Source organism: Pseudomonas sp. MYb2, from assembly GCF_002979955.1.
Classification (GTDB): domain Bacteria; phylum Pseudomonadota; class Gammaproteobacteria; order Pseudomonadales; family Pseudomonadaceae; genus Aquipseudomonas.
In genome coordinates, this window is the sequence record NZ_PCQC01000006.1 from 363,223 (window position 1) to 382,079 (window position 18,857).

Sequence of the window (18,857 nt, forward strand, 5' to 3'; positions counted from 1 at the left end):
ACCCACATGAAAACGCTTGCACCTCCTCTCGACATCGAAACCGATCCACGCTGGATCGCCGTGGTTGCGCGTGATCCACGAGCAGACGGGCTGTTTGTCTATGCGGTGAAAACCACCGGCATCTATTGCCGCCCGAGCAGCCTTGCGCGGTTGCCGAAACCGCAGAATGTCGAATTTTTCGAGAACGCCGAGCAGGCCGAAGCGGCAGGCTATCGGCCGAGCAAACGCGCCAGCAAGGACCGAACCGACGTCAGCGCTCAACATGCCGCCACAGTGGCGACAGCCTGTCGGCAGATTGAAGTCGCCGACACGCCTCCGGCGCTGAATGAACTTGCCGAGACCGCCGGCTTGAGCCCTTTCCATTTTCATCGGGTTTTCAAAGCCGCTACCGGCCTGACCCCAAAAGGCTATGCCGCCGCCCATCGTTCGCGTCGGGTGCGGGAGCGCCTGGCAGACGGTGGTTCGGTCACCGACGCGCTGTACGATGCCGGTTTCAACTCCAACAGCCGTTTCTATGAATCAGCCGATCAAGTGCTAGGCATGAAGCCCGGCGATTTCCGCGCGGCCGGGCAGAACAACGACATTCGTTTTGCCGTTGGGCAATGCTCGCTCGGGGCGATTCTGGTGGCGCAAAGCCAACGTGGCGTCTGCGCGATTCTGTTGGGTGACGACCCGCACCAACTGGTCTGTGATCTGCAGGATCAATTTCGCAAAGCCAACCTGATCGGTGCCGATAGCGGCTTTGAGCAACTGATCGCCGAGGTCGTGGGATTTATAGAAGCGCCGGCGATTGGCCTGGATTTGCCCCTGGACGTCAGAGGCACGGCTTTTCAGGAACGCGTCTGGCAAGCGTTGCGCGAAATCCCGGCAGGCAGCACGGCCAGTTACGCTGACATTGCCCAACGCATCGGCGCCCCCACTTCCATGCGCGCCGTGGCCCAGGCTTGCGGCGCCAATCGTCTGGCAGTAGCGATCCCGTGCCATCGTGTCGTGCGCAGCGATGGCAATCTCTCGGGTTATCGCTGGGGCGTCGAACGCAAACGCCAGTTGCTTGAGCGCGAGACGCTGGCCTGATGGACGCCGATTTAGAGCGCTACTGACTCGGGGACGACGCTTACAGGGTCAGCGATTGACGTCCACCACAACCCGCCCGCGAAGCTGTCCGGCGAGCAACTTCGGCGCTACGTCAATGGCCTCACTCAGGCCGATTTCATGACTGATCAATGCCAGCAAGGAGAAATCCAGATCCCTGGCCAAACGCTCCCATGCTTGCACACGGCGTGCCTTGGGTTGCGTCACGCTGTTGATACCGGCCAGGGTCACGCCACGCAAAATGAACGGCGCCACCGAAGCCGGGAAATCCATGCCTTGCGCCAGACCACAAGCGGCGACGGTGCCTTCGGAGCGAGTGCTGGCGCAGGCATTGGCCAAGGTGTGACTGCCGACCGAATCGATCACCGCTGCCCAGCGTTCCTTGGCCAAGGGCTTGCCAGGCGCTGACAACGTTGCACGATCGATGATTTCGCCGGCGCCCAGTTGCTTGAGATACTCGTGCTCGGAGACGCGCCCGGTAGACGCGACAATTCGATAGCCAAGTTTATTCAGCAGTGCGATGGCAAAACTGCCAACACCGCCATTGGCCCCCGTTACCAACACTTCACCCTGCTCTGGCGTCACGCCGTTGCGCTCAAGCGCCAGAATGCACAGCATCGCCGTATAACCGGCCGTACCAATGGCCATGGCTTGCGCCGCAGTAAAAGCTTTGGGCAATGGAATCAACCAATCGCCATTGAGCCGCGCCTTCTGCGCCAGACCGCCCCAGTGATTTTCGCCGACACCCCAGCCATTGAGCAGCACCTGATCGGCGACTTTATAGTCGGCGTGGGAACTGGCTTCGACAGTCCCCGCCAGGTCGATCCCCGGCACCATCGGAAACTTTCGCACCACCGGGCTGCTGCCCGTAATTGCCAGGCCATCCTTGAAATTCAGCGTGCTGTAAGCGATGCGCACGGTAACATCGCCTTCGGGCAATTGATCATCGTTGACCTGTTGCAGGTTGGCGCGATAACCGCTGTCGTCTTTGTCGATCAGAATGGCGTTGAACATGACGGCCTCTCTTGGCTGGTTTCAAGATCTCGCCCCTTGAAATACCACATCGCAACACGTTGCCACACTCGACTTTCCGCCAATCCATGAATCCGCCAGGTATTTCCATGGCGGGCGGCTATGCTTTTTCGACGGTCGTACTTTCGCCGTCATTTGTTTTGAGACCGGCCTGTCGATGGAGCTGACGATGTCTTGCCCGCGTTCGTTGTTCGTGATGTTGATCCTCTGCCTGCCGGCCTTCGGCAACGCGTGGGCGGCCCCCAACGCTACGCAGCCGCAAGCCGCGCCAATGGTGCCGTCGTGGCCGCAGGTCATTACCGGCGACAAGGCCAGATTGACGGTCTATCAACCACAACTCGACAGTTGGGATGGCTACACCCTCAACGCCCGCGCGGCAGTCGAAGCCACCGGCAATGATGGCAAGTCCACTTATGGCATCGTCCGGTTCAGCGCGCACACCTTGGTCGATAAGGCCACACGCTGGGTCGCTCTCGATCAATACAAAATCATCAAGGCAGATTTTCCGGCCGATGCCAGTCAGGCCGACACCTGGCTCGCAGCGCTGCAAAAAGATGCCGAAAGCCGCAAGAAAACCATTTCACTCGATCAACTGGAAGCTGCTGTCGGCGTGCTCTCGGCCGAACGGAAAGCCGACAGCGCACCACTGGAAAACACGCCGCCGACCATCATCAGTTCCGAGGTTCCGGCACTGCTCGTCTATATCGATGGCGACGCCGCGTATCGCCCTGTAGAAGGCACCTCGCTGCAACGTGTAATCAATACTCGCCCGTTATTGTTGAAGGATGAACAGGGCAAGCACTACCTGCATGTCTTCGATGGCTGGATGGTCGCTGACCAGTTGAACGGTGATTACACGCACCTGCCCTCGCCACCTGCCGACCTGGAGAAAGCCAAGCAGGCCGCCATCAAGAGCCGACAAGTCGATCTGCTGACCGGGCAGAGCGATCCGAAAGACAAGATTCCCAGCCTCGCCAAGCCGCCACAGCCGAGGATCGTTGTCGCCACGACGCCCACCGAGTTGCTGGTCACCGATGGCGCGCCGCAGTGGCTGCCCATTCAAGGCACAGGCCTGTTGTACGTGAGCAATACCACCGGGCACATTTTCAAGGAGATCGGCGACCAGAACAGCTACGTGCTGATTTCCGGTCGCTGGTTTCGCGCCAGTGACATGAACGGCCCGTGGACGTTTGCCCCGGCGGACAAGCTGCCGGCAGATTTCGCCAACATCCCCGATGACAGCGCGAAAGAGAACGTCAAGGCTTCCGTTGCCGGCACCCCTCAAGCCAAGGAAGCGGCGATTGCCGCAACCATTCCACAGACCTCGGCAATCAAGAAAAGCGCGGTGAAAATGACTGCGCCACAGTTCGACGGCGAACCACAACTCAAGGCGATCGACAGTACGCCGCTGCAGTATGTGGCCAACAGCGCCACGCCGATCATCCGGGTCGACAACAACAGTTGGTGGGCGGTGGAAAACGGTGTCTGGTTCACAGCAACAATGGTGAATGGCCCGTGGACCGTGGCCAGTTCGGTGCCGGCGGTGATCTATTCGATCCCGCCGAACTCGCCGATGCATTACCTCACTTACGTCAAAGTCTATGAGTCCAGCGGCGATACCGTCGTCGTCGGTTATACGCCGGGCTACCAGGGATCAAACCTCGATCCTGCGACAGGCGTCGTGGTCTACGGCACCGGATATCCCTATACGCCGTGGGTCGGCAGTGTCTGGTACGGTCCGCCAGTCACCTACGGTTTTGGTGTCGCCATCCGCTATACCCCCTGGACCGGCTGGACCTTCGGTTTCGGCTTCGGCTGGAGCTGGGGCGGCAGCACTGTCGCGATGGGCTGGGGCTGGGGCGCCTATCCGTGGTGGGGCAATTACGGCTGGGGCTACGCCTGGGGGCCGCACTTGTATCCAGCACCTTTGGCCTGGGGCGGCGCCGCTTACGGTTATCACGGCGGCGCGGTAGCCTGGGGGCCCGGTGGCTGGGCCGGAACCACCGGCAACATTTATCATCAGTGGGGTGACCGGGCCACAGTCAGCCGCTACGGCGCCGGTTACAACGCCTGGACCGGCAATCACTGGGCCGGACAGGTCGGCGCTTCCTACAACTCACGCACCGGCGTCGCGGCTGCCGGTCAACGCGGCGCAGTCCACAATGTCTACAACGGCAATTACGCCGCTGGACGCAGTGGCGTGGCGGTCGGACCGAACGGTGGCGCAATTGCCGGCGAACGGGTCACCGCCGGCAATGCGCGCAACGGCACGCAGGTCACCGCCAATCGTGGCGCCGTGTATAACCCCAACACTGGCAACACCACCCAATATCGCGGCATTCGCGCACGCAACGGCGGCGCTGCACGTGTTGGCGACAACGTTTACGCGGGCCACGATGGCAACGTGTATAAAAAGACCGACAACGGCTGGCAGTCGATGGTTGGCGGCGGCGCGACCCGCAGCGCCCCCATCAACAACAATGCGCAATTGCAGAACCTCAACCGCGACTCTGCGGCGCGCAACTTCGGCAACCAACGGACCAACAATTTCCACAACTCCTCGCAATTCATGAACCACTCGTTTGGCGGCGGTGGCGGCGGGTTTCACCGACGCTGAAAAACTGCATGGGTTGTTCTGAATTTCGCACTGGATGCTGATCCGCTTTTACTGTTAAAAAAACGGCTCTGCCTTTCACCGTTCGGAGAACAGCCTTCATGAGCCAATGGCCAGACACGCGCATTCTTGATCTGCTTGGTATCGAACTGCCGATCATCCAGGGCCCGATGGCCGGTGCGACGAATTCGTCCATGGTTATCGCCGTGTGCAATGCCGGTGGCTTGGGTTCAATGCCCGCAGCAATGCTGAGCATCGAGCAATTGCGCGACGAGCTGAAAACCATTCGCCAACACACCGACAAGCCCTTTAACGTGAACTTCTTCTGCCATCAGCCACCGGCGGCGGATGAGCAACGCGCACGTGAATGGAAGCATCTGCTGGAGCCGTATTACCGCGAACTGCATGCCGATTTCGACGCACCGACGCCGGTGTCCAATCGCGCGCCGTTCGATGCGGCAGCGTGCGAAGTGCTGGAAGAATTTCGACCTGAGGTTGTGAGTTTCCACTTCGGTCTGCCAGAGCAATCCCTGCTCGATCGGGTCAAGGCAACCGGGGCAAAAATTCTTTCCTCGGCCACCACTGTCGATGAAGCAATCTGGCTGGAACAGAACGGCTGCGACGCGATCATTGCCATGGGGTATGAGGCGGGTGGCCATCGCGGCATGTTTCTCAGTGATGACCTGAGCAGTCAGGTCGGTACGTTTGCCTTGGTACCTCAGGTGGTCGATGCGGTGAACGTACCGGTGATTGCCGCCGGAGCCATTGCCGATGCTCGCGGCGTGGCGGCAGCGTTCGTATTGGGGGCGTCAGCGGTACAGGTCGGTACCGCGTATCTGTTCACACCGGAAGCGAAAGTCAGCGCCTCGCACCACAAGGCGCTGCGCACGGCCAAGGAAAGCGAAACCGCGATCACCAATCTCTTCACCGGACGTCCGGCGCGTGGCATTCTCAACCGGGTCATGCGTGAGCTCGGCCCGATGTCGCCAAAGGCGCCGGCATTTCCCTTGGCCGGCGGTGCGTTGATGCCATTGAGAGCGGTCAACGAAGCAGAGTTTGCCAACCTCTGGGCCGGTCAGGCATTCACTTTGGGCCAGGACTTGGGTAGTGCGCAATTGACCCGGCAATTGGCACAAGACGCACTGGCGAAACTCACACGCCAGTAATGTCGAGTTGAGTGGGGAGTCGAGCGCCCCCCACTCTGGCTTTAATCAGCACTTCCTGTTTGGCGGCATTTCGCTATATATTTATTTATATAGCGAACTTACCCCTCGCATCGGCGCAGTCCACTTCCAACAATAGCTGCCCTATGCACTCGCCAACCACGGAGCTGTTACATGACCATTCGTGTCTCTCGTTTTGCCCCTGCCGGCCTGGTTTCCTTGCTCGCGGTCTTCGCCGCCAGTGCTGCTCAGGCGGATGAAGTACAGGTAGCTGTTGCCGCCAACTTCACCGCACCGATCCAGGCGATCGCGGCCGATTTCGAAAAAGACACCGGGCACAAACTGGTCGCAGCCTACGGCGCCACTGGCCAGTTCTACACTCAGATCAAGAACGGCGCACCGTTCGAAGTGTTCCTCTCGGCTGACGACACTACCCCGGAAAAACTTGAAAAAGAAGGCGATACCGTTAAAGGCTCGCGCTTCACCTACGCCATCGGCACCCTGGCACTGTGGTCGGCCAAAGAAGGTTATGTCGACTCTAAAGGCGAGGTGTTGAAGAAGAACGAATACCAACACCTGTCCATCGCCAACCCGAAAGCCGCACCCTATGGCCTGGCCGCCACCCAGGTACTGGAAAAGCTCAAGCTGACCGAAGCGACCAAAACCAAGATCGTTGAAGGTCAGAACATCACTCAGGCGTACCAGTTCGTGTCTACCGGCAACGCCGAGCTAGGCTTCGTCGCCCTGTCGCAGATTTTCAAGGACGGCAAAGTCACCAGCGGTTCGGCGTGGATCGTGCCTGCCAGCATGCACGACCCGATCAAACAGGACGCTGTGATCCTCAACAAAGGCAAGGACAATGCTGCCGCCAAGGCACTGGTTGAATACCTCAAAGGCCCGAAAGCCGCTGCGGTGATCAAGTCTTACGGCTACCAGCTTTAAAATGTCGCTGACGAGTGCCGATTTCGCGGCGATCTGGCTGACCCTGAAACTGGCGTCCCTGACCACTGTCATCCTGCTGGTTGTCGGCACTCCGATTGCCCTGTGGTTGTCGCGCAGCCGTTCGTGGTTGCGCGGCCCGATCGGGGCGATCGTCGCCCTGCCCCTCGTGCTGCCACCCACCGTGATCGGTTTCTATCTGTTGCTGATGATGGGCCCGCACGGCTTTCTCGGTCAGTTCACACAATGGCTGGGGCTGGGCACGCTGACGTTCAGCTTCACTGGGCTGGTGATCGGTTCGGTTATTTACTCCATGCCGTTCGTGGTGCAACCGTTGCAAAACGCGTTCTCGGCGATCGGCACCCGCCCACTGGAAGTGGCCGCAACACTGCGTGCCAATCCTTGGGACACTTTTTTCAGCGTGATTGTGCCGCTGGCGCGTCCCGGTTTTGTCACCGCGGCGATCCTCGGGTTCGCGCACACCGTCGGTGAATTCGGCGTGGTACTGATGATCGGCGGCAACATTCCCGATAAGACCCGCGTGGTCTCGGTGCAGATCTACGACCATGTCGAAGCGATGGAATACGCTCAGGCCCACTGGCTCGCCGGAGCGATGCTGGTGTTCTCGTTCCTCGTATTGCTGGCGTTGTACTCCAGCCGCAAGACCCGCACAGACTGGAGCTGATCGATGATTGATGCACGTTTGCAACTCGCCTACTCAGGCTTCAGCCTCGACGTCGATCTGCATTTGCCGGGACGCGGTGTCAGCGCGCTGTTCGGTCATTCCGGTTCGGGCAAAACCACTTGCCTGCGCTGTATCGCCGGGCTGGAGCGCGCCGAACGAGGCTTCGTGCAGATCAACGACGAAGTCTGGCAGGACAGCGACAACGGCCTGTTCGTGCCACCGCACAAGCGCGCCATCGGTTATGTGTTTCAAGAAGCCAGCCTGTTTGCGCATCTGTCAGTGCTGGCCAATCTGCAATTCGGTCTCAAGCGCATCGCCAGATCTCAACGCCGGGTCGACATGGCACAGGCCACCGAACTGCTCGGCATCGGGCATCTGCTGGAGCGCCATCCGCAGCACCTGTCCGGCGGCGAACGCCAACGTGTCGGCATCGCCCGCGCCTTGTTGACCAGCCCGAAACTGCTGCTGATGGATGAACCGCTGGCCGCGCTCGACAGCCAGCGTAAAAACGAAATCCTGCCGTACCTGCAACGCCTGCATGACGAACTGGATATTCCTCTGCTGTACGTCAGCCATGCGCAGGACGAAGTCGCACGGCTCGCCGACTACCTGGTGCTGCTCAGCGAAGGCAAGGCATTGGCCAGCGGACCGATCGGCGAAACTCTGGCACGCCTGGACTTGCCGATGGCGCTGGGCGACGACGCCGGGGTGATCATTGAAGGTCAGGTCAGCGGCTACGATGCCGACTATCAGTTGCTCAGCCTGCAACTGCCGGCCACCGAAATAGCCATACGAGTGACACACGCACCGATGGCATTGGGGCAGGCCTTGCGCTGCAAAGTACATGCGCGGGACATCAGCCTCGCGCTGCACAACGATGAGTTCAGCAGCATCCTCAATCGTCTGCCGGTGACGGTGGTCAGCGAGCAGGCCGCCGACAACGCTGCGCATGTGCTGATTCGTCTCGACGCTGCCGGTACGCCGCTGCTGGCACGGATCACGCGGTTTTCGCGGGATCAGTTAGGCGTGCATCCAGGGCAGCAGCTCTGGGCGCAGATCAAGGCCGTCGCCGTCCTCGCCTAAATCATTCGGCACGACGGCCACCGCGCGCGGTCAATCGTTCTACACACCGCCGCGCCACCGAAGGAAGCCGCCATGCCCGACACCGCGCTGACTGACGCACTGCCATCCGACCTGCATTATGTCGATGACATCCAGCCCGGCATTACACGCAAGAAGCTGCGCGGCAAGTTCAGCTATTTCACGCCGTCGGGCCAGCGCATCATCGCTCTCGATGAAATCGCACGCATCAACGCCCTGGCCGTGCCGCCGGCCTATACCGATGTGTGGATCTGCCCCGACCCGCGCGGTCATCTGCAAGCCACCGGCCGCGACGCCCGGGGCCGCAAGCAATATCGCTATCACCCGCGCTGGCGCGAAGTGCGCGATGCGGACAAGTATTCGCGCCTGCGCGAATTTGGTGTGGCGTTGCCGAAACTGCGCAAACAGCTGGAAACACTGTTGGCCGCACCCGGTTTCAGCCGGGACAAGGTCATGGCCACGGTGATCACGTTGCTCGACGCCACGTTGATTCGGGTCGGCAACACACAGTACGCCCGGGATAACCGCTCCTATGGCCTGACTACGTTGCGCAGCCGCCATGTCGAGATCAACGGCAGCGCGATCCTCTTCCAGTTCCGGGGCAAGAGCGGCATCGAACATCAGATCACCGTCAAGGATCGGCGTCTGGCGCGGATCATCAAGCGTTGCCTGGAAATTCCCGGGCAGAACCTTTTCCAGTACCTTGATGAAAATGGTCAACGGCACACGGTCAGCTCGTCCGACGTCAACACCTACCTGCAAACCCTGACCGGCGCCGACTTTACCGCCAAGGACTATCGCACCTGGGCGGGCAGTGCACTGGCTTTGGCGGTGCTACGCAAGCTGACTCACGAAACGGAAACCGAAGCCAAGCGCCATGTCGTCGAGATGGTCAAAGGTGTGGCCAAACAGTTGGGCAACACGCCGGCGGTGTGTCGCAAGTGCTATATCCACCCTGCCGTGGTGGAAAAATTCATGCTCGGCGCCCTTGCCGATCTGCCGCGACCACGTATGCGCAAAGGGCTGCGAGCCGAGGAAGTAGCGCTGGCGATGTTTCTCGAACAGATGAGCGAGATGACGGGCGCGCCTTGATTATCGCTGTAACGTTCTCTAGGCTAGCCATCTTCCTCTCTTCAGGACGACCGCAGACGTGAACAACCCAGCCTTCTAAAAATGCCCTCGCGACACGCCTTTTTTGGCGCGTGTCTGTTTTCACGAGATTTTTTGGAGGTGCCGATGACTCACGTCTCGCGTACGCGCGCACTCGTCTCCCTGAATCAATCGAGCTTTCATTTTGCCAATGGCGGGATGATTTTCGACGCCCTGAATCTGAAGTTCGATCAACTGCCAACCGCTATCGTTGGCCGCAACGGTGTCGGCAAAAGCGTGCTCGCACGCCTGATTGCCGGATATTTGCGCCCTACTGCCGGCACGGTCACACGCTGTGCAACCGTGCATTACGTTGCACAATCGTTCATCGCCCAACCAGGGCAGACCGTTGCCGAGGCGACAGGCAGCGCCACGGTACTGGCAGCACTGCAAAGGATAAATGAAGGTCGGGCCTCGGCTGCCGATTTCGACCTTGCCGCAGAGCGCTGGGATCTGCCGGACCGCCTGCGCAACAGTCTCGACGAAGCCGGCCTCGGCGATATCGCAACCACCGATCTGACGGAGCGCCTCAGCGGCGGCCAACAGGCGAAAGTCGCCCTGATCGGCGCGCTGGTGAGCGACGCACAATTGCTGGTGCTCGATGAGCCGAGCAATCACCTCGACAGCAGCGGTCGCGAATGGCTGATGCGCAGGCTTGAACAATGGCGTGGCGGCTTGATTATCGTCAGCCATGACCGACAGCTGCTCGAGCGGATGCAGCGCATCGTCGAACTCACGCCGTTGGGCGCGAACGTTTTCAGCGGCGGCTATACCCAATTCGTCGAGCAGCGTCGAATCCATCAAGCCGCGGCGCAGGCTCAGCTTGATCAGGCGCGCAACCAGCGCCAGCGTGAGCGATCACGGCTGCAACGCGAACACGACACGATCCAGCGCCACGCTGCCGGCAGTCGGCGTAACGCCGACACCGCTAACGTTTCCGGCTTCGAACGAGCGGCGCTCAAAGCCGCCGCGCAAGAGATCATGGGACAGGTAAAAGTCGGCCATCAAGCACGCAAATCCGATCTCGACGCGCGCGTTCGCGAGGCCTACGCGAAAGTCCTGCCCGAGGAAGGCGTGCTGATTAACCTGCCAGGAAGCGCGGTACCGAGTACCCGACAGGTCTGCACGTTGATCGATGCCTGTCTGCCGTGGTTACCTGTCGACGCACCGACAGCCCGCCTGAACCTTGCCCTTCATGGGCCAATGCGCATTGCCGTCAGCGGGCCGAACGGTTGCGGCAAATCGAGCCTGTTGCGAATGCTTGCCGGCGAGCGGCGAATGCGTCACCCATGTGCCTTTGGCCTTTCTCGATCAGCAATTGCGCCTGCTCGATGGACGAACTGCAATTGTCGAGCAGTTGCAGGCGCAACGGACGCCGTTAGACGAAGGCACCTTGCGCAGCTACCTCGCGCACCTGCAACTGGATGCACGGCGGGCAACTTTGCCCTGCGCGTCACTGAGCGGCGGCGAACGCCTGAAAGCGGCGCTTGCACTGGCGTTGTGGCGCCAGGTGCCAGCGCAATTGCTGTTGCTCGATGAGCCGAGCAATCACCTCGACCTGAGGTCGGTGGAAGCGTTCGAACACGCCTTGCAGACTTTTCCAGGGGCAATTGTCGCGGTTTCCCACGACCCGGCATTTCTGAAGGCGTTGAATCCCAGCCATGTCCTGAGTTGGCACCCCACTGGTTGGCAGTGGCAACCGACGAGCTGAACTGTGTATTTTTTGCACGATTGCCGCGGCCTTCTATAGTTGATCTGACACGAATCAGCTGCGGTGACGCCATGGAAGACATTTTCGTCGTGAAGCGTTGCAACAAGATCATCATTCACGGTCGACGTGCCGGAGAAAGCCAGCATGATCCTGCCGAAGCCCTTGGCTGGTTCCGCATCTGCGACACGCGTACCGGCGGGTTCATCGGTGACGGCTATGACGCGCAAGAGGATGCCCAGCGCGAATGCCAGCGCCTCAACAAAGTCAGTTCGCCACTACCGGCCCGCCAGTCCTCCGGCTGATGCCGAGCAAAAGCGGGTCTATACTCAAACCAGCTGACGGAGCAGCGCCCCAACGGCAGAAGGCTCGCGACTCGCGGGCTTTTTGCTGCAGCTCAGGTTTCGTAAAAACGGAGGTGTTTCATGTCCGAAAAAGAGTCCATCACCACCCTCCTCACCCTGCTCGACGCCCGGCAGGCACGCCTCGCGGCCGCTTGCAAAGAGATCGCCGACTGGGTCGATCACCAAGGCGGGCACCCGACCGCCCTGCGCATCCGCGATCGTCTGAACGACATCGAGAAAGACGCACCATTGATCCGCAATACGTTGTCGGCGCTCAAGCCTGTCGATCGACCGCTGCCACGGTTCAGGTAAGCGCTTTCACGCGCCAGAGTTACTTGCGGGTGTTCTACCGGTGTTTCATTTTGATGAACACCGGCTGTCGTGCGTGGTCGAAAAAGACACACGTCACGAAGGAGGCATCTGATGGTTATTCATTTCAATGTAGATGGACATCTGGCCTGTGGTCACAAGGGCCAACACCTCACGGCGAGCCGCGAACTCAATCGCGTCAAGTGCCGCAGCTGCCGCAATACCGATGCGTATAAACAAGCCCGCAAGGATCAACGCAATGCGGCACGCCGAGCGTCGCGCCAGACCAAAACCAGCCACAGCCTGGTGAACTGGCGTACCGAATGGCAGGAACGTCTCACTGCAATGGGCGGCCGCCAGCGTTTACCGCGCGGCTTTGCTCAACAACGCTTCGTTTGACGCACAAAAAAGGGGTCGAATGTTTCGGCCCCTTTTTTATTCTCAGTGTCCCGTCCGGAATCAGGTTTACCGCTTCTGATCTTTTTTCAGGAGGACGTACTGGAATCAGCAAAAAGGCGCAGTCAGCGCGGATACACGCTGACCTTCAAATTGTCTGTCTTCGATCAAGTCGAAAAAGGCGAGTTGAGTATAAAGAGGCTCAGGAGCGCTACGTGATTCAAGGCAAAACGACCGTTCTGACGCGGTGACTCAAGCATGGTCGGCAAGATTGGAGCCCCAAGCGCATACATCGGGTCGCAGAGGATGGAGCCTATGCTCGACAAAAACCGATTCGTTGTATCGTGACCACCCGCAACGTGTAGTTGGGCGTGGCGGCGCAGTGTTTTGTCGAATGTCTGATCCAAGTGATCCGCCGGTGTGCGCGTTCGGCGCGGGCGGAGGATGTCAGGTTGTTTGGTACCTTGGAGTTGTTGGTCTGACGCGGGGGATTGGCTTGAGGTTCAGATGCTCTGATCAGCTGTTTCTGCACAGAAGAATCCCACGACGGGCGGGACTAAAAATCAGACAGTGGCATCGTGTTAACATTAACGCTTAACCCGCGCTGGATGGAAAGTTGCAAAAATGAATAGAGACACCTCTTTTTTGAACGGTATCCGAGCCTTCGCGGCTTTTTGGGTAGTCACCGGACACTGTTTCATTTGGGGCGGTTCATGGTTGGAGATGTCGGTTCCAGCACCCAAAATTGCTGTTGACCTCTTCATGGTTTTATCTGGACTACTGATGGCTTATACCGTTCAGGCTCGTGAAACGACCGAGCCGATGTCAAACCCTGCCAACTGGCTACGGTTTTACGTGCGTCGTTATTTCCGATTGGCCCCTGCGTATTATCTTTGTCTGTTTCTAGTCGTCGCCCTCGCGCCAATTTATCTTGGTGGTTATACACATCTGCGCGAATTGAACCCCTCCCTCTGGCAAGGTGATTGGGTTTATGATCCAGCAAGAACAAATTACACCATTGGCAATCTGCTGCTTCACATCTCGTTTCTATTCGGTCTTTTTCCCACCTATTCTTTCTCGACGTTTTTACCGGACTGGAGTCTCAGTCTGGAAATGCAATTCTACGTCGTATTCCCTTTCATTTACCTGGCGATGAAGCGATTTGGCACGGGGAAAACAGCAATCGCGCTGGCGCTCTTCTCGTACGCATTCATGTGGCTATTTGACCAAGCGGTAGCCGCTGGCAAAGCCAATTTCTTTTTTGAACCCTCTATGTTGTTCTTCAAACTGCCGATATTTGTCGCGGGCATATTGATTTATCGCGCCGCATCAATATCGAACTCATCGAAATGGCACAGAGCCGCTTACGTGTTATTGGCACTTCTAATGTGCACTAAGCTGGGCGACATTTACCGATACCAAGTACTTTACCTCACCGCTCTGGTGGCGTTGATCGCAATCATGCTGGTGCCCTATCGTCCTGTAGCACGTTACTTGACTGTACTAGAGACGGTTTGCCGCAGCAGGGTTGTGACATTTATGTCAGATGTTTCCTATTCAGTGTATCTGTTCCATGGCCTATTCCTTGCCATCGTTGGCTCCCGGATCGGCATGGCGGCAAAGGGATCGGGATGGTCACTTATATCCGGCACGCTGGCAATTTGGCTAATCGTAATATTGCTCACCTATACCTTTAGCTATCTGGTTTACCGTTTCGTTGAGCTGCCTGGTATTGCCCTCGGCAAAACTATTGCCGGTCGTATAGGATCAACAAATGCTGCGGAAGCAAAAGTTAGCCAATAAGCGGTTCTGGAAACAAGAAGATTTCCAGCATCAAAATTTTAACGGTGGCACGCCAGCGTTAACTTTAAACCTTATGGACAGTTAGACGAATGGAAAGATTGTTCCGTTTTTTCTCCGGCAAAAAAGCCAAAATCAACGCAACCGCGAACGAAACAGCTCCTGAACGAGTTGAGGAAACGCCAGTCAATGTGCAAAACGCCCATGCGTTAATGTGCGAGGCACTTCTCGACAAAGAGTTCTACTTGAAACAATACCCGGACATTCAGGCGGCGGGGGTCGATCCGCTTCAGCACTATATTGATGCAGGACATGGTGAAGGCCGTTACCCATTGAACCTGCGCTCCGCTGATGCGATGAAGAGAGTTTCTCTCGCACTGGAGCACAATTCATCGGATCAGATGGCGCTTACACTGCATATCATTCTAGAGCTGGAAAGCGGAACCCATGAGCGGATTTCAGCCGCGGCTACGCTGTACAGTGATGCCTTGCCAGACAGCACACCAGCGACATCTCTAGCAGGATATTTTGAACAGGCAGCCTCGTTCCTCTTTGGCTGCTGGATAAGGTACGAAAGCACAATAAGCATCGATGAGATCAAAGCGCTTACAGCAAAACTCCTGTCGTTCTTTCCTGAGTCGCAGGTCCTTTCCGCGATATACGCAGATTTGCTGTTCGAGGCGGGGGAAATAAGCCTTGCAGAACAGGAATTTGCCAGGAACCCGGAGCTTCACGGCTTGCAACCCGAACTGGAGAGCATTTGCAGAAGCGCCAAAAATCAAATACTTGACGCAAAAGCAGTAAACACTGCGCCACCATCAGAAACACGCCTCTTGCTCCTTGATTCAGCGTTCCCCTCGAAAATTTCATCTTTTCGCTATGGGGAGTTTTCCACCTATATGACGTCGATTAAAGACAGCTCCGTGCAGACCCGCCCCGACGCAAAGCTGTTCAGCTTTGGCGAGCAGAGTGCACTTTCGAATCAGGTCGATGACTTCTGTAAAGCAAACGACATCAGCAAGGAAAGACTCCGGCGCTTCGATAGAAATCACATCGGCAACCCCAAGGTAGCCTATTGCGTATTCCTGAATCTTGCCGATATTTTCTTCACCCAGATTGGTGTGCCCTCAGCTGATCATCTTGTTTTCACTCTCTATCCAGGGGGTGGTTTTGCCCCCAATTACCCGCGATCCGATGAGTCGCTGCGGCGTCTCTGTGATAACCCAAAGGTTAAAAAAATAATCACCACCCAGATAACCTCCTACCGGTATCTGATAGACAAGGGTTTCTGTGGTCCCGAACGAATAGTTCATATTTTTGGCGGAATCATCCCTGAACTGTATTCAGAGATGCCTCCCCTGCCGCGCTCTATCAATCATTCTGCCATCAACGTTTGCTTCGTTGCGCAGCGCTATTCGGCCATCGGTGCAGAAAAGGGCTATGACGTTTTTGCAGATGTTATTAAAGCTTTCTCGAACAACCCATCAATCAACTTCCATGTCGTCGGCGGGTTCGACGCGACAATAATAGATCTGGGCGATGCGCGTAACGTAACGTTTTACGGAACAAGGCCCGCAACGTTCTTCCCGGACTTCTATGCTTCCATGGATGTAATACTCTCGCCAAACATTCAACATTCCGCACTTGATCCAGCCTACCCGGAATCCTTTGATGGCTTCCCGACTACCTGTGTCGTCGAAGCGGGCCTGCAGGGCGTTGCGATGTTACTGACTGATTTCCAGAGCATGAACCAGAATCTTGATGGCTCCCGTATTTTCGCCCCTGAAGAGATGGAAATCATCAATCGTGATTACGCAATGATCTGCGCTCGCCTCCAGTACTACATGGACAATCGAGAGGAACTTTACCAACTCGGCCAATCTGGACGCCAGGCCATCCTCCGAGAGTTCAGCTTCGAGCGCCAAATGGTTCCAAGAATCAAGCTACTTGAGAGCTACCTCGATACATAGTCCATACAGCCAACTCCGCTCTATACAGAATCCGGCAACGGCGCCTGTATAGAGCGGTCTTTGCAATTTTTACCGTTCGCCCCGGCAGAGATAATCGGCGGATTGCAACACCATACGGCTACGACGAAAATCCCCTGATAGGCCAGCGCCTTGAGCAGGTAGGCAAACCCCTCTGCGAGCATCAAGCCGTACACGATTACCCCGACCACCAACGCCCACAGCAAATACGAACCGCGCACGCCAAAATGCCCGAAGAACGCCTGCATGTTCAACGTTGCCAGGTAGTAATTGGCGGTGTTGATCCGGGTTTGTGTCGCCCAGACAAACAGCAGTCCCCACAAGCTTCCTCAATCGCGCCTAGGTGATTTTGCGCAGCGTCGGCCAATGGCAATCCTTTCAAACCTGGTGCATCGCCTGTGGTTCGCCTTCCTTCAGCTTCTTTGCGAGGGAGGTTTGACGCGGCGCGCGAGGCTGCACGAGTAGAGAAAAAACGTTTGTAAGATCTTCGTGGCTGGGCCGGCGCTGACAAAAGCAGAAACAAGCGGCGACATCATGCAGGCCAAGTACCAGCTCAGGGACTTCCGCAGTAATGAGCGAGAATTAAATCTGGAAAGGATCGGCACAAAAATCAGCCCGACCAATTAGGTCGCGGAGCAGACTCAAAAATTGCGGAAAACAAATAATAAGGGCCTGCATGAGAAACCTCACGCAAGCCCTTGATATTCATGGTGCCCGAAGCCGGAATCGAACCGGCACGCCCTTACGAGCGGGGGATTTTAAGTCCCGAGTGGAAATCAATCAGGCCGCGCGTTGTGATAGGTTTTCTGGGCCGCAATCAAGCTCAAAAACCTGCCATACAGCCCAATGTTTCCGCATTCCGTAAAACGATTGCGGCCCGAATAAAAGCTCTCAAATCCGCGTAGAATTTCTTATCTTATCGGCTACTGTAAACTCGTAGTATGCCGATTCTGCATGATTCAGCGGTTTGCCCTCCTCCGGCGTTCTGCCGACAATGAATCCCCTGCTACTCTGGTTTCTTCACGGAGGAAACCAAAATGCCGAACTCAGATCTGCTCCCTTCCCTGCTCTTCAAGATCAACGAAAATCAGCTTGCCCTCGAAGCCGCCATCATGGAGCTGTCGAACTGGGTCGAACAACGCGGATCGGCCGACGTCGCCGAGAACGTCCGCGGCGCCCTCTGGGCAATCGACAAAAACGAAGAATTCATCAAAATGACCTTGGCTGTGTTGATGACTCCCGACTGACAGTTCGTCGCCTCCTCCTCGCCTACTCGCCGCGCCTCGATTACTGTACATGCATACAGCATTTGTACAGCGAACCCCGTTCCATGAATTTCGACCAAGCGAAAACCCTCCGGCTCCAGCGATGGCGTGCACATCTCGACGACCAGGACTTCCGCATGCAAAACCCCGAAGGCCACCGTGAAACGCTCTATGAGATGACGGCGGCGCTACTTGATGAGGGCTTGATCGATGAGCTTGAGCGATTCGACATGAACGAAATGGCAAACGCGGCGTACTGGCACGCCGTCGAGGAGCTGCAGAACTCAACCGGGCACTACCGCGGCGCCTCGACCTATGACGTCGTGCAGATCGACAACGGAAACCTGCTGGGCACTATCAGCCGCTCAATATTCAACTTCGCCAATGACGAGCCCCGTGGTGCTTCCTTCGCTTACGGCGGGAAGGTCTACTCCGACGCGGATGGTGTACGGCTGACCCTGGGGCTTTCCCGAAAGGTTGGGAAGATTTCAGGCTTGGTGCTGGAAATGAATGGGCGCCGGTATCAACTGGTCGAGACCGAACGAATGATCGCCGGCATCACCCACCACCCTCTCTCTGACGCTGACGCCTATCGAGCGCTTATAGATGCAGCGCAAGTCGCGCATGAAGAACGGGATCTGCGCGCTTTTGAAAAGGTGCGTCCTCACATTGAGTCGGCGGCCTTCTGCATGTGTCCTGCCTGCCTCGATCGCTTTGATGCGCGTGACGACTGCCAGACCTGCGCCGGAAATGGCTTTGTGACAAAGCCCGCAGCAGTGGGTCTTCGGTCAAAGATTGAAGATTGACGATGTGTGGAGTAGCTGGCGTTTTTGGTCTGGGGGTTTTAAAGGGCTTCAGGGGGCATTCCACCCCCTAATCCCCCCTCAAAAAAGCAGGATTGGTACAAAAAGTGGTACGGGAATTACTTCACTGCGGTGCTGTTCCACGCGCCAATTCTTATCAGAACTGCGGCGTCACCATCGTCATTCCACACTCCAGAGCTCAACCCCCAATACACTTTGTGCCAGACAACTCCATCATCACCCTTGACAGTTACGTCCGTACCATTTCGGGTATAAAGCACCACTCTATCCCCCTTCTTTACTTCCTTCGAGTTGAACCACTTAGAGTGTCTGTGCTTATTTGAGAGCCTGCCGCTCTCGGCGAACGTTGCGTCAGAAATCATGTAGTAGTGCAGATTGCAATCTTCTAATGCGGTTAACCTAACTCGCTCTTCTTTGTGATCGCCATGACCATGAACGGAATCGATTC

The 18,857-nt window shown here is 57.3% G+C and carries 15 protein-coding genes, 1 tRNA gene and 3 pseudogenes; 16 read left to right on the plus strand and 3 right to left on the minus strand.

Translation table 11 applies throughout. The features are described 5' to 3' along the window. Window positions 1-6 precede the first annotated feature (6 nt). On the plus strand, window positions 7-1,074 hold the full coding sequence (gene ada / locus CQ009_RS12990) for a bifunctional DNA-binding transcriptional regulator/O6-methylguanine-DNA methyltransferase Ada (RefSeq protein ID WP_105706648.1): 1,068 nt from the start codon (window positions 7-9) through the stop codon (window positions 1,072-1,074). A 48-nt stretch (window positions 1,075-1,122) separates the two neighbouring features. On the opposite strand, the gene CQ009_RS12995 is transcribed toward ada, so the two are convergent. Further along, on the minus strand, window positions 1,123-2,106 hold the full coding sequence (locus CQ009_RS12995; protein ID WP_105706650.1) for an MDR family oxidoreductase: 984 nt from the start codon (window positions 2,104-2,106) through the stop codon (window positions 1,123-1,125). A 187-nt stretch (window positions 2,107-2,293) separates the two neighbouring features. On the opposite strand from CQ009_RS12995, the gene CQ009_RS13000 reads away from it, so the two are divergent. The 13 genes and pseudogenes from CQ009_RS13000 to CQ009_RS13065 all read left to right on the plus strand — a co-directional run bounded on the left by CQ009_RS13000 (window position 2,294) and on the right by CQ009_RS13065 (window position 16,302). Then, the gene (locus tag CQ009_RS13000) at window positions 2,294-4,741 is read left to right on the plus strand and encodes an autotransporter (RefSeq protein ID WP_105706652.1); all 2,448 of its coding nucleotides are present in this window, start codon (window positions 2,294-2,296) and stop codon (window positions 4,739-4,741) included. Between the two features lie 98 nt (window positions 4,742-4,839). Next, window positions 4,840-5,904 (plus strand): nitronate monooxygenase family protein, encoded by a 1,065-nt coding sequence (locus tag CQ009_RS13005; protein WP_105706654.1) that lies wholly within the window; start codon window positions 4,840-4,842, stop codon window positions 5,902-5,904. Window positions 5,905-6,075: 171 nt separating this feature from the next. Beyond that, complete coding sequence (gene modA / locus CQ009_RS13010) at window positions 6,076-6,843, plus strand: molybdate ABC transporter substrate-binding protein (RefSeq protein WP_064390233.1); 768 nt, start codon at window positions 6,076-6,078, stop codon at window positions 6,841-6,843. Window position 6,844: 1 nt separating this feature from the next. Next, on the plus strand, window positions 6,845-7,525 hold the full coding sequence (modB, locus tag CQ009_RS13015; protein ID WP_064390234.1) for a molybdate ABC transporter permease subunit: 681 nt from the start codon (window positions 6,845-6,847) through the stop codon (window positions 7,523-7,525). Window positions 7,526-7,528: 3 nt separating this feature from the next. Next, a complete protein-coding gene (gene modC, locus CQ009_RS13020) occupies window positions 7,529-8,608 on the plus strand; it encodes a molybdenum ABC transporter ATP-binding protein (RefSeq protein ID WP_105706657.1) in 1,080 nt (359 codons plus the stop codon). A 72-nt stretch (window positions 8,609-8,680) separates the two neighbouring features. Next, window positions 8,681-9,718: a DNA topoisomerase IB gene (locus tag CQ009_RS13025; protein WP_105706659.1), complete on the plus strand. Its 1,038-nt coding sequence runs from the start codon at window positions 8,681-8,683 to the stop codon at window positions 9,716-9,718. Between the two features lie 144 nt (window positions 9,719-9,862). Then, window positions 9,863-11,486, plus strand: a pseudogene (locus CQ009_RS13030) (ATP-binding cassette domain-containing protein). Between the two features lie 71 nt (window positions 11,487-11,557). Beyond that, window positions 11,558-11,788 (plus strand): hypothetical protein, encoded by a 231-nt coding sequence (locus tag CQ009_RS13035; RefSeq protein WP_105706661.1) that lies wholly within the window; start codon window positions 11,558-11,560, stop codon window positions 11,786-11,788. A 120-nt stretch (window positions 11,789-11,908) separates the two neighbouring features. Next, window positions 11,909-12,139, plus strand: coding sequence for a hypothetical protein (locus CQ009_RS13040; protein WP_008082703.1), 231 nt, complete (start codon window positions 11,909-11,911; stop codon window positions 12,137-12,139). A gap of 111 nt (window positions 12,140-12,250) precedes the next feature. Further along, complete coding sequence (locus tag CQ009_RS13045; RefSeq protein ID WP_105706663.1) at window positions 12,251-12,535, plus strand: hypothetical protein; 285 nt, start codon at window positions 12,251-12,253, stop codon at window positions 12,533-12,535. A gap of 99 nt (window positions 12,536-12,634) precedes the next feature. Beyond that, a pseudogene (locus CQ009_RS13050) lies at window positions 12,635-12,780 on the plus strand (IS3 family transposase); the annotation flags it as partial. Between the two features lie 376 nt (window positions 12,781-13,156). Next, window positions 13,157-14,335, plus strand: coding sequence for an acyltransferase (locus CQ009_RS13060; RefSeq protein ID WP_105706665.1), 1,179 nt, complete (start codon window positions 13,157-13,159; stop codon window positions 14,333-14,335). Window positions 14,336-14,424: 89 nt separating this feature from the next. Beyond that, entirely contained in the window at window positions 14,425-16,302 is a 1,878-nt protein-coding gene (locus tag CQ009_RS13065; protein ID WP_105706667.1) for a glycosyltransferase family 4 protein, read from the plus strand. A 116-nt stretch (window positions 16,303-16,418) separates the two neighbouring features. Here CQ009_RS13065 and CQ009_RS13070 read toward each other — a convergent pair. Further along, window positions 16,419-16,643: pseudogene (locus CQ009_RS13070) on the minus strand (allantoin permease); the annotation flags it as partial. Window positions 16,644-17,028: 385 nt separating this feature from the next. After that, window positions 17,029-17,106: transfer RNA gene (locus CQ009_RS29935), tRNA-OTHER, on the minus strand. A 251-nt stretch (window positions 17,107-17,357) separates the two neighbouring features. Here CQ009_RS29935 and CQ009_RS13075 point away from each other — a divergent pair. Together CQ009_RS13075 and CQ009_RS13080 are read left to right on the plus strand one after the other, a co-directional pair. Further along, on the plus strand, window positions 17,358-17,567 hold the full coding sequence (locus tag CQ009_RS13075; RefSeq protein WP_016774031.1) for a hypothetical protein: 210 nt from the start codon (window positions 17,358-17,360) through the stop codon (window positions 17,565-17,567). 83 nt (window positions 17,568-17,650) lie between these two features. Continuing rightward, a complete protein-coding gene (locus tag CQ009_RS13080) occupies window positions 17,651-18,391 on the plus strand; it encodes a hypothetical protein (protein ID WP_105706670.1) in 741 nt (246 codons plus the stop codon). Window positions 18,392-18,857: the final 466 nt, after the last annotated feature.

Excerpts from the sequence above, each read along its gene's own strand:
- CQ009_RS13060 (WP_105706665.1), top strand. The coding sequence starts at position 13,157 with ATGAATAGAGACACCTCTTTTTTGAACGGTATCCGAGCCTTCGCGGCT.
- CQ009_RS13075 (WP_016774031.1), top strand. The coding sequence starts at position 17,358 with ATGCCGAACTCAGATCTGCTCCCTTCCCTGCTCTTCAAGATCAACGAA.
- modB (WP_064390234.1), top strand. The coding sequence starts at position 6,845 with ATGTCGCTGACGAGTGCCGATTTCGCGGCGATCTGGCTGACCCTGAAA.
- CQ009_RS13025 (WP_105706659.1), top strand. The coding sequence starts at position 8,681 with ATGCCCGACACCGCGCTGACTGACGCACTGCCATCCGACCTGCATTAT.
- CQ009_RS13045 (WP_105706663.1), top strand. The coding sequence starts at position 12,251 with ATGGTTATTCATTTCAATGTAGATGGACATCTGGCCTGTGGTCACAAG.
- CQ009_RS13080 (WP_105706670.1), top strand. The coding sequence starts at position 17,651 with ATGAATTTCGACCAAGCGAAAACCCTCCGGCTCCAGCGATGGCGTGCA.
- CQ009_RS13065 (WP_105706667.1), top strand. The coding sequence starts at position 14,425 with ATGGAAAGATTGTTCCGTTTTTTCTCCGGCAAAAAAGCCAAAATCAAC.
- CQ009_RS13040 (WP_008082703.1), top strand. The coding sequence starts at position 11,909 with ATGTCCGAAAAAGAGTCCATCACCACCCTCCTCACCCTGCTCGACGCC.
- ada (WP_105706648.1), top strand. The coding sequence starts at position 7 with ATGAAAACGCTTGCACCTCCTCTCGACATCGAAACCGATCCACGCTGG.
- CQ009_RS13005 (WP_105706654.1), top strand. The coding sequence starts at position 4,840 with ATGAGCCAATGGCCAGACACGCGCATTCTTGATCTGCTTGGTATCGAA.
- modA (WP_064390233.1), top strand. The coding sequence starts at position 6,076 with ATGACCATTCGTGTCTCTCGTTTTGCCCCTGCCGGCCTGGTTTCCTTG.
- modC (WP_105706657.1), top strand. The coding sequence starts at position 7,529 with ATGATTGATGCACGTTTGCAACTCGCCTACTCAGGCTTCAGCCTCGAC.
- CQ009_RS13000 (WP_105706652.1), top strand. The coding sequence starts at position 2,294 with ATGTCTTGCCCGCGTTCGTTGTTCGTGATGTTGATCCTCTGCCTGCCG.
- CQ009_RS12995 (WP_105706650.1), bottom strand. The coding sequence starts at position 2,106 with ATGTTCAACGCCATTCTGATCGACAAAGACGACAGCGGTTATCGCGCC.
- CQ009_RS13035 (WP_105706661.1), top strand. The coding sequence starts at position 11,558 with ATGGAAGACATTTTCGTCGTGAAGCGTTGCAACAAGATCATCATTCAC.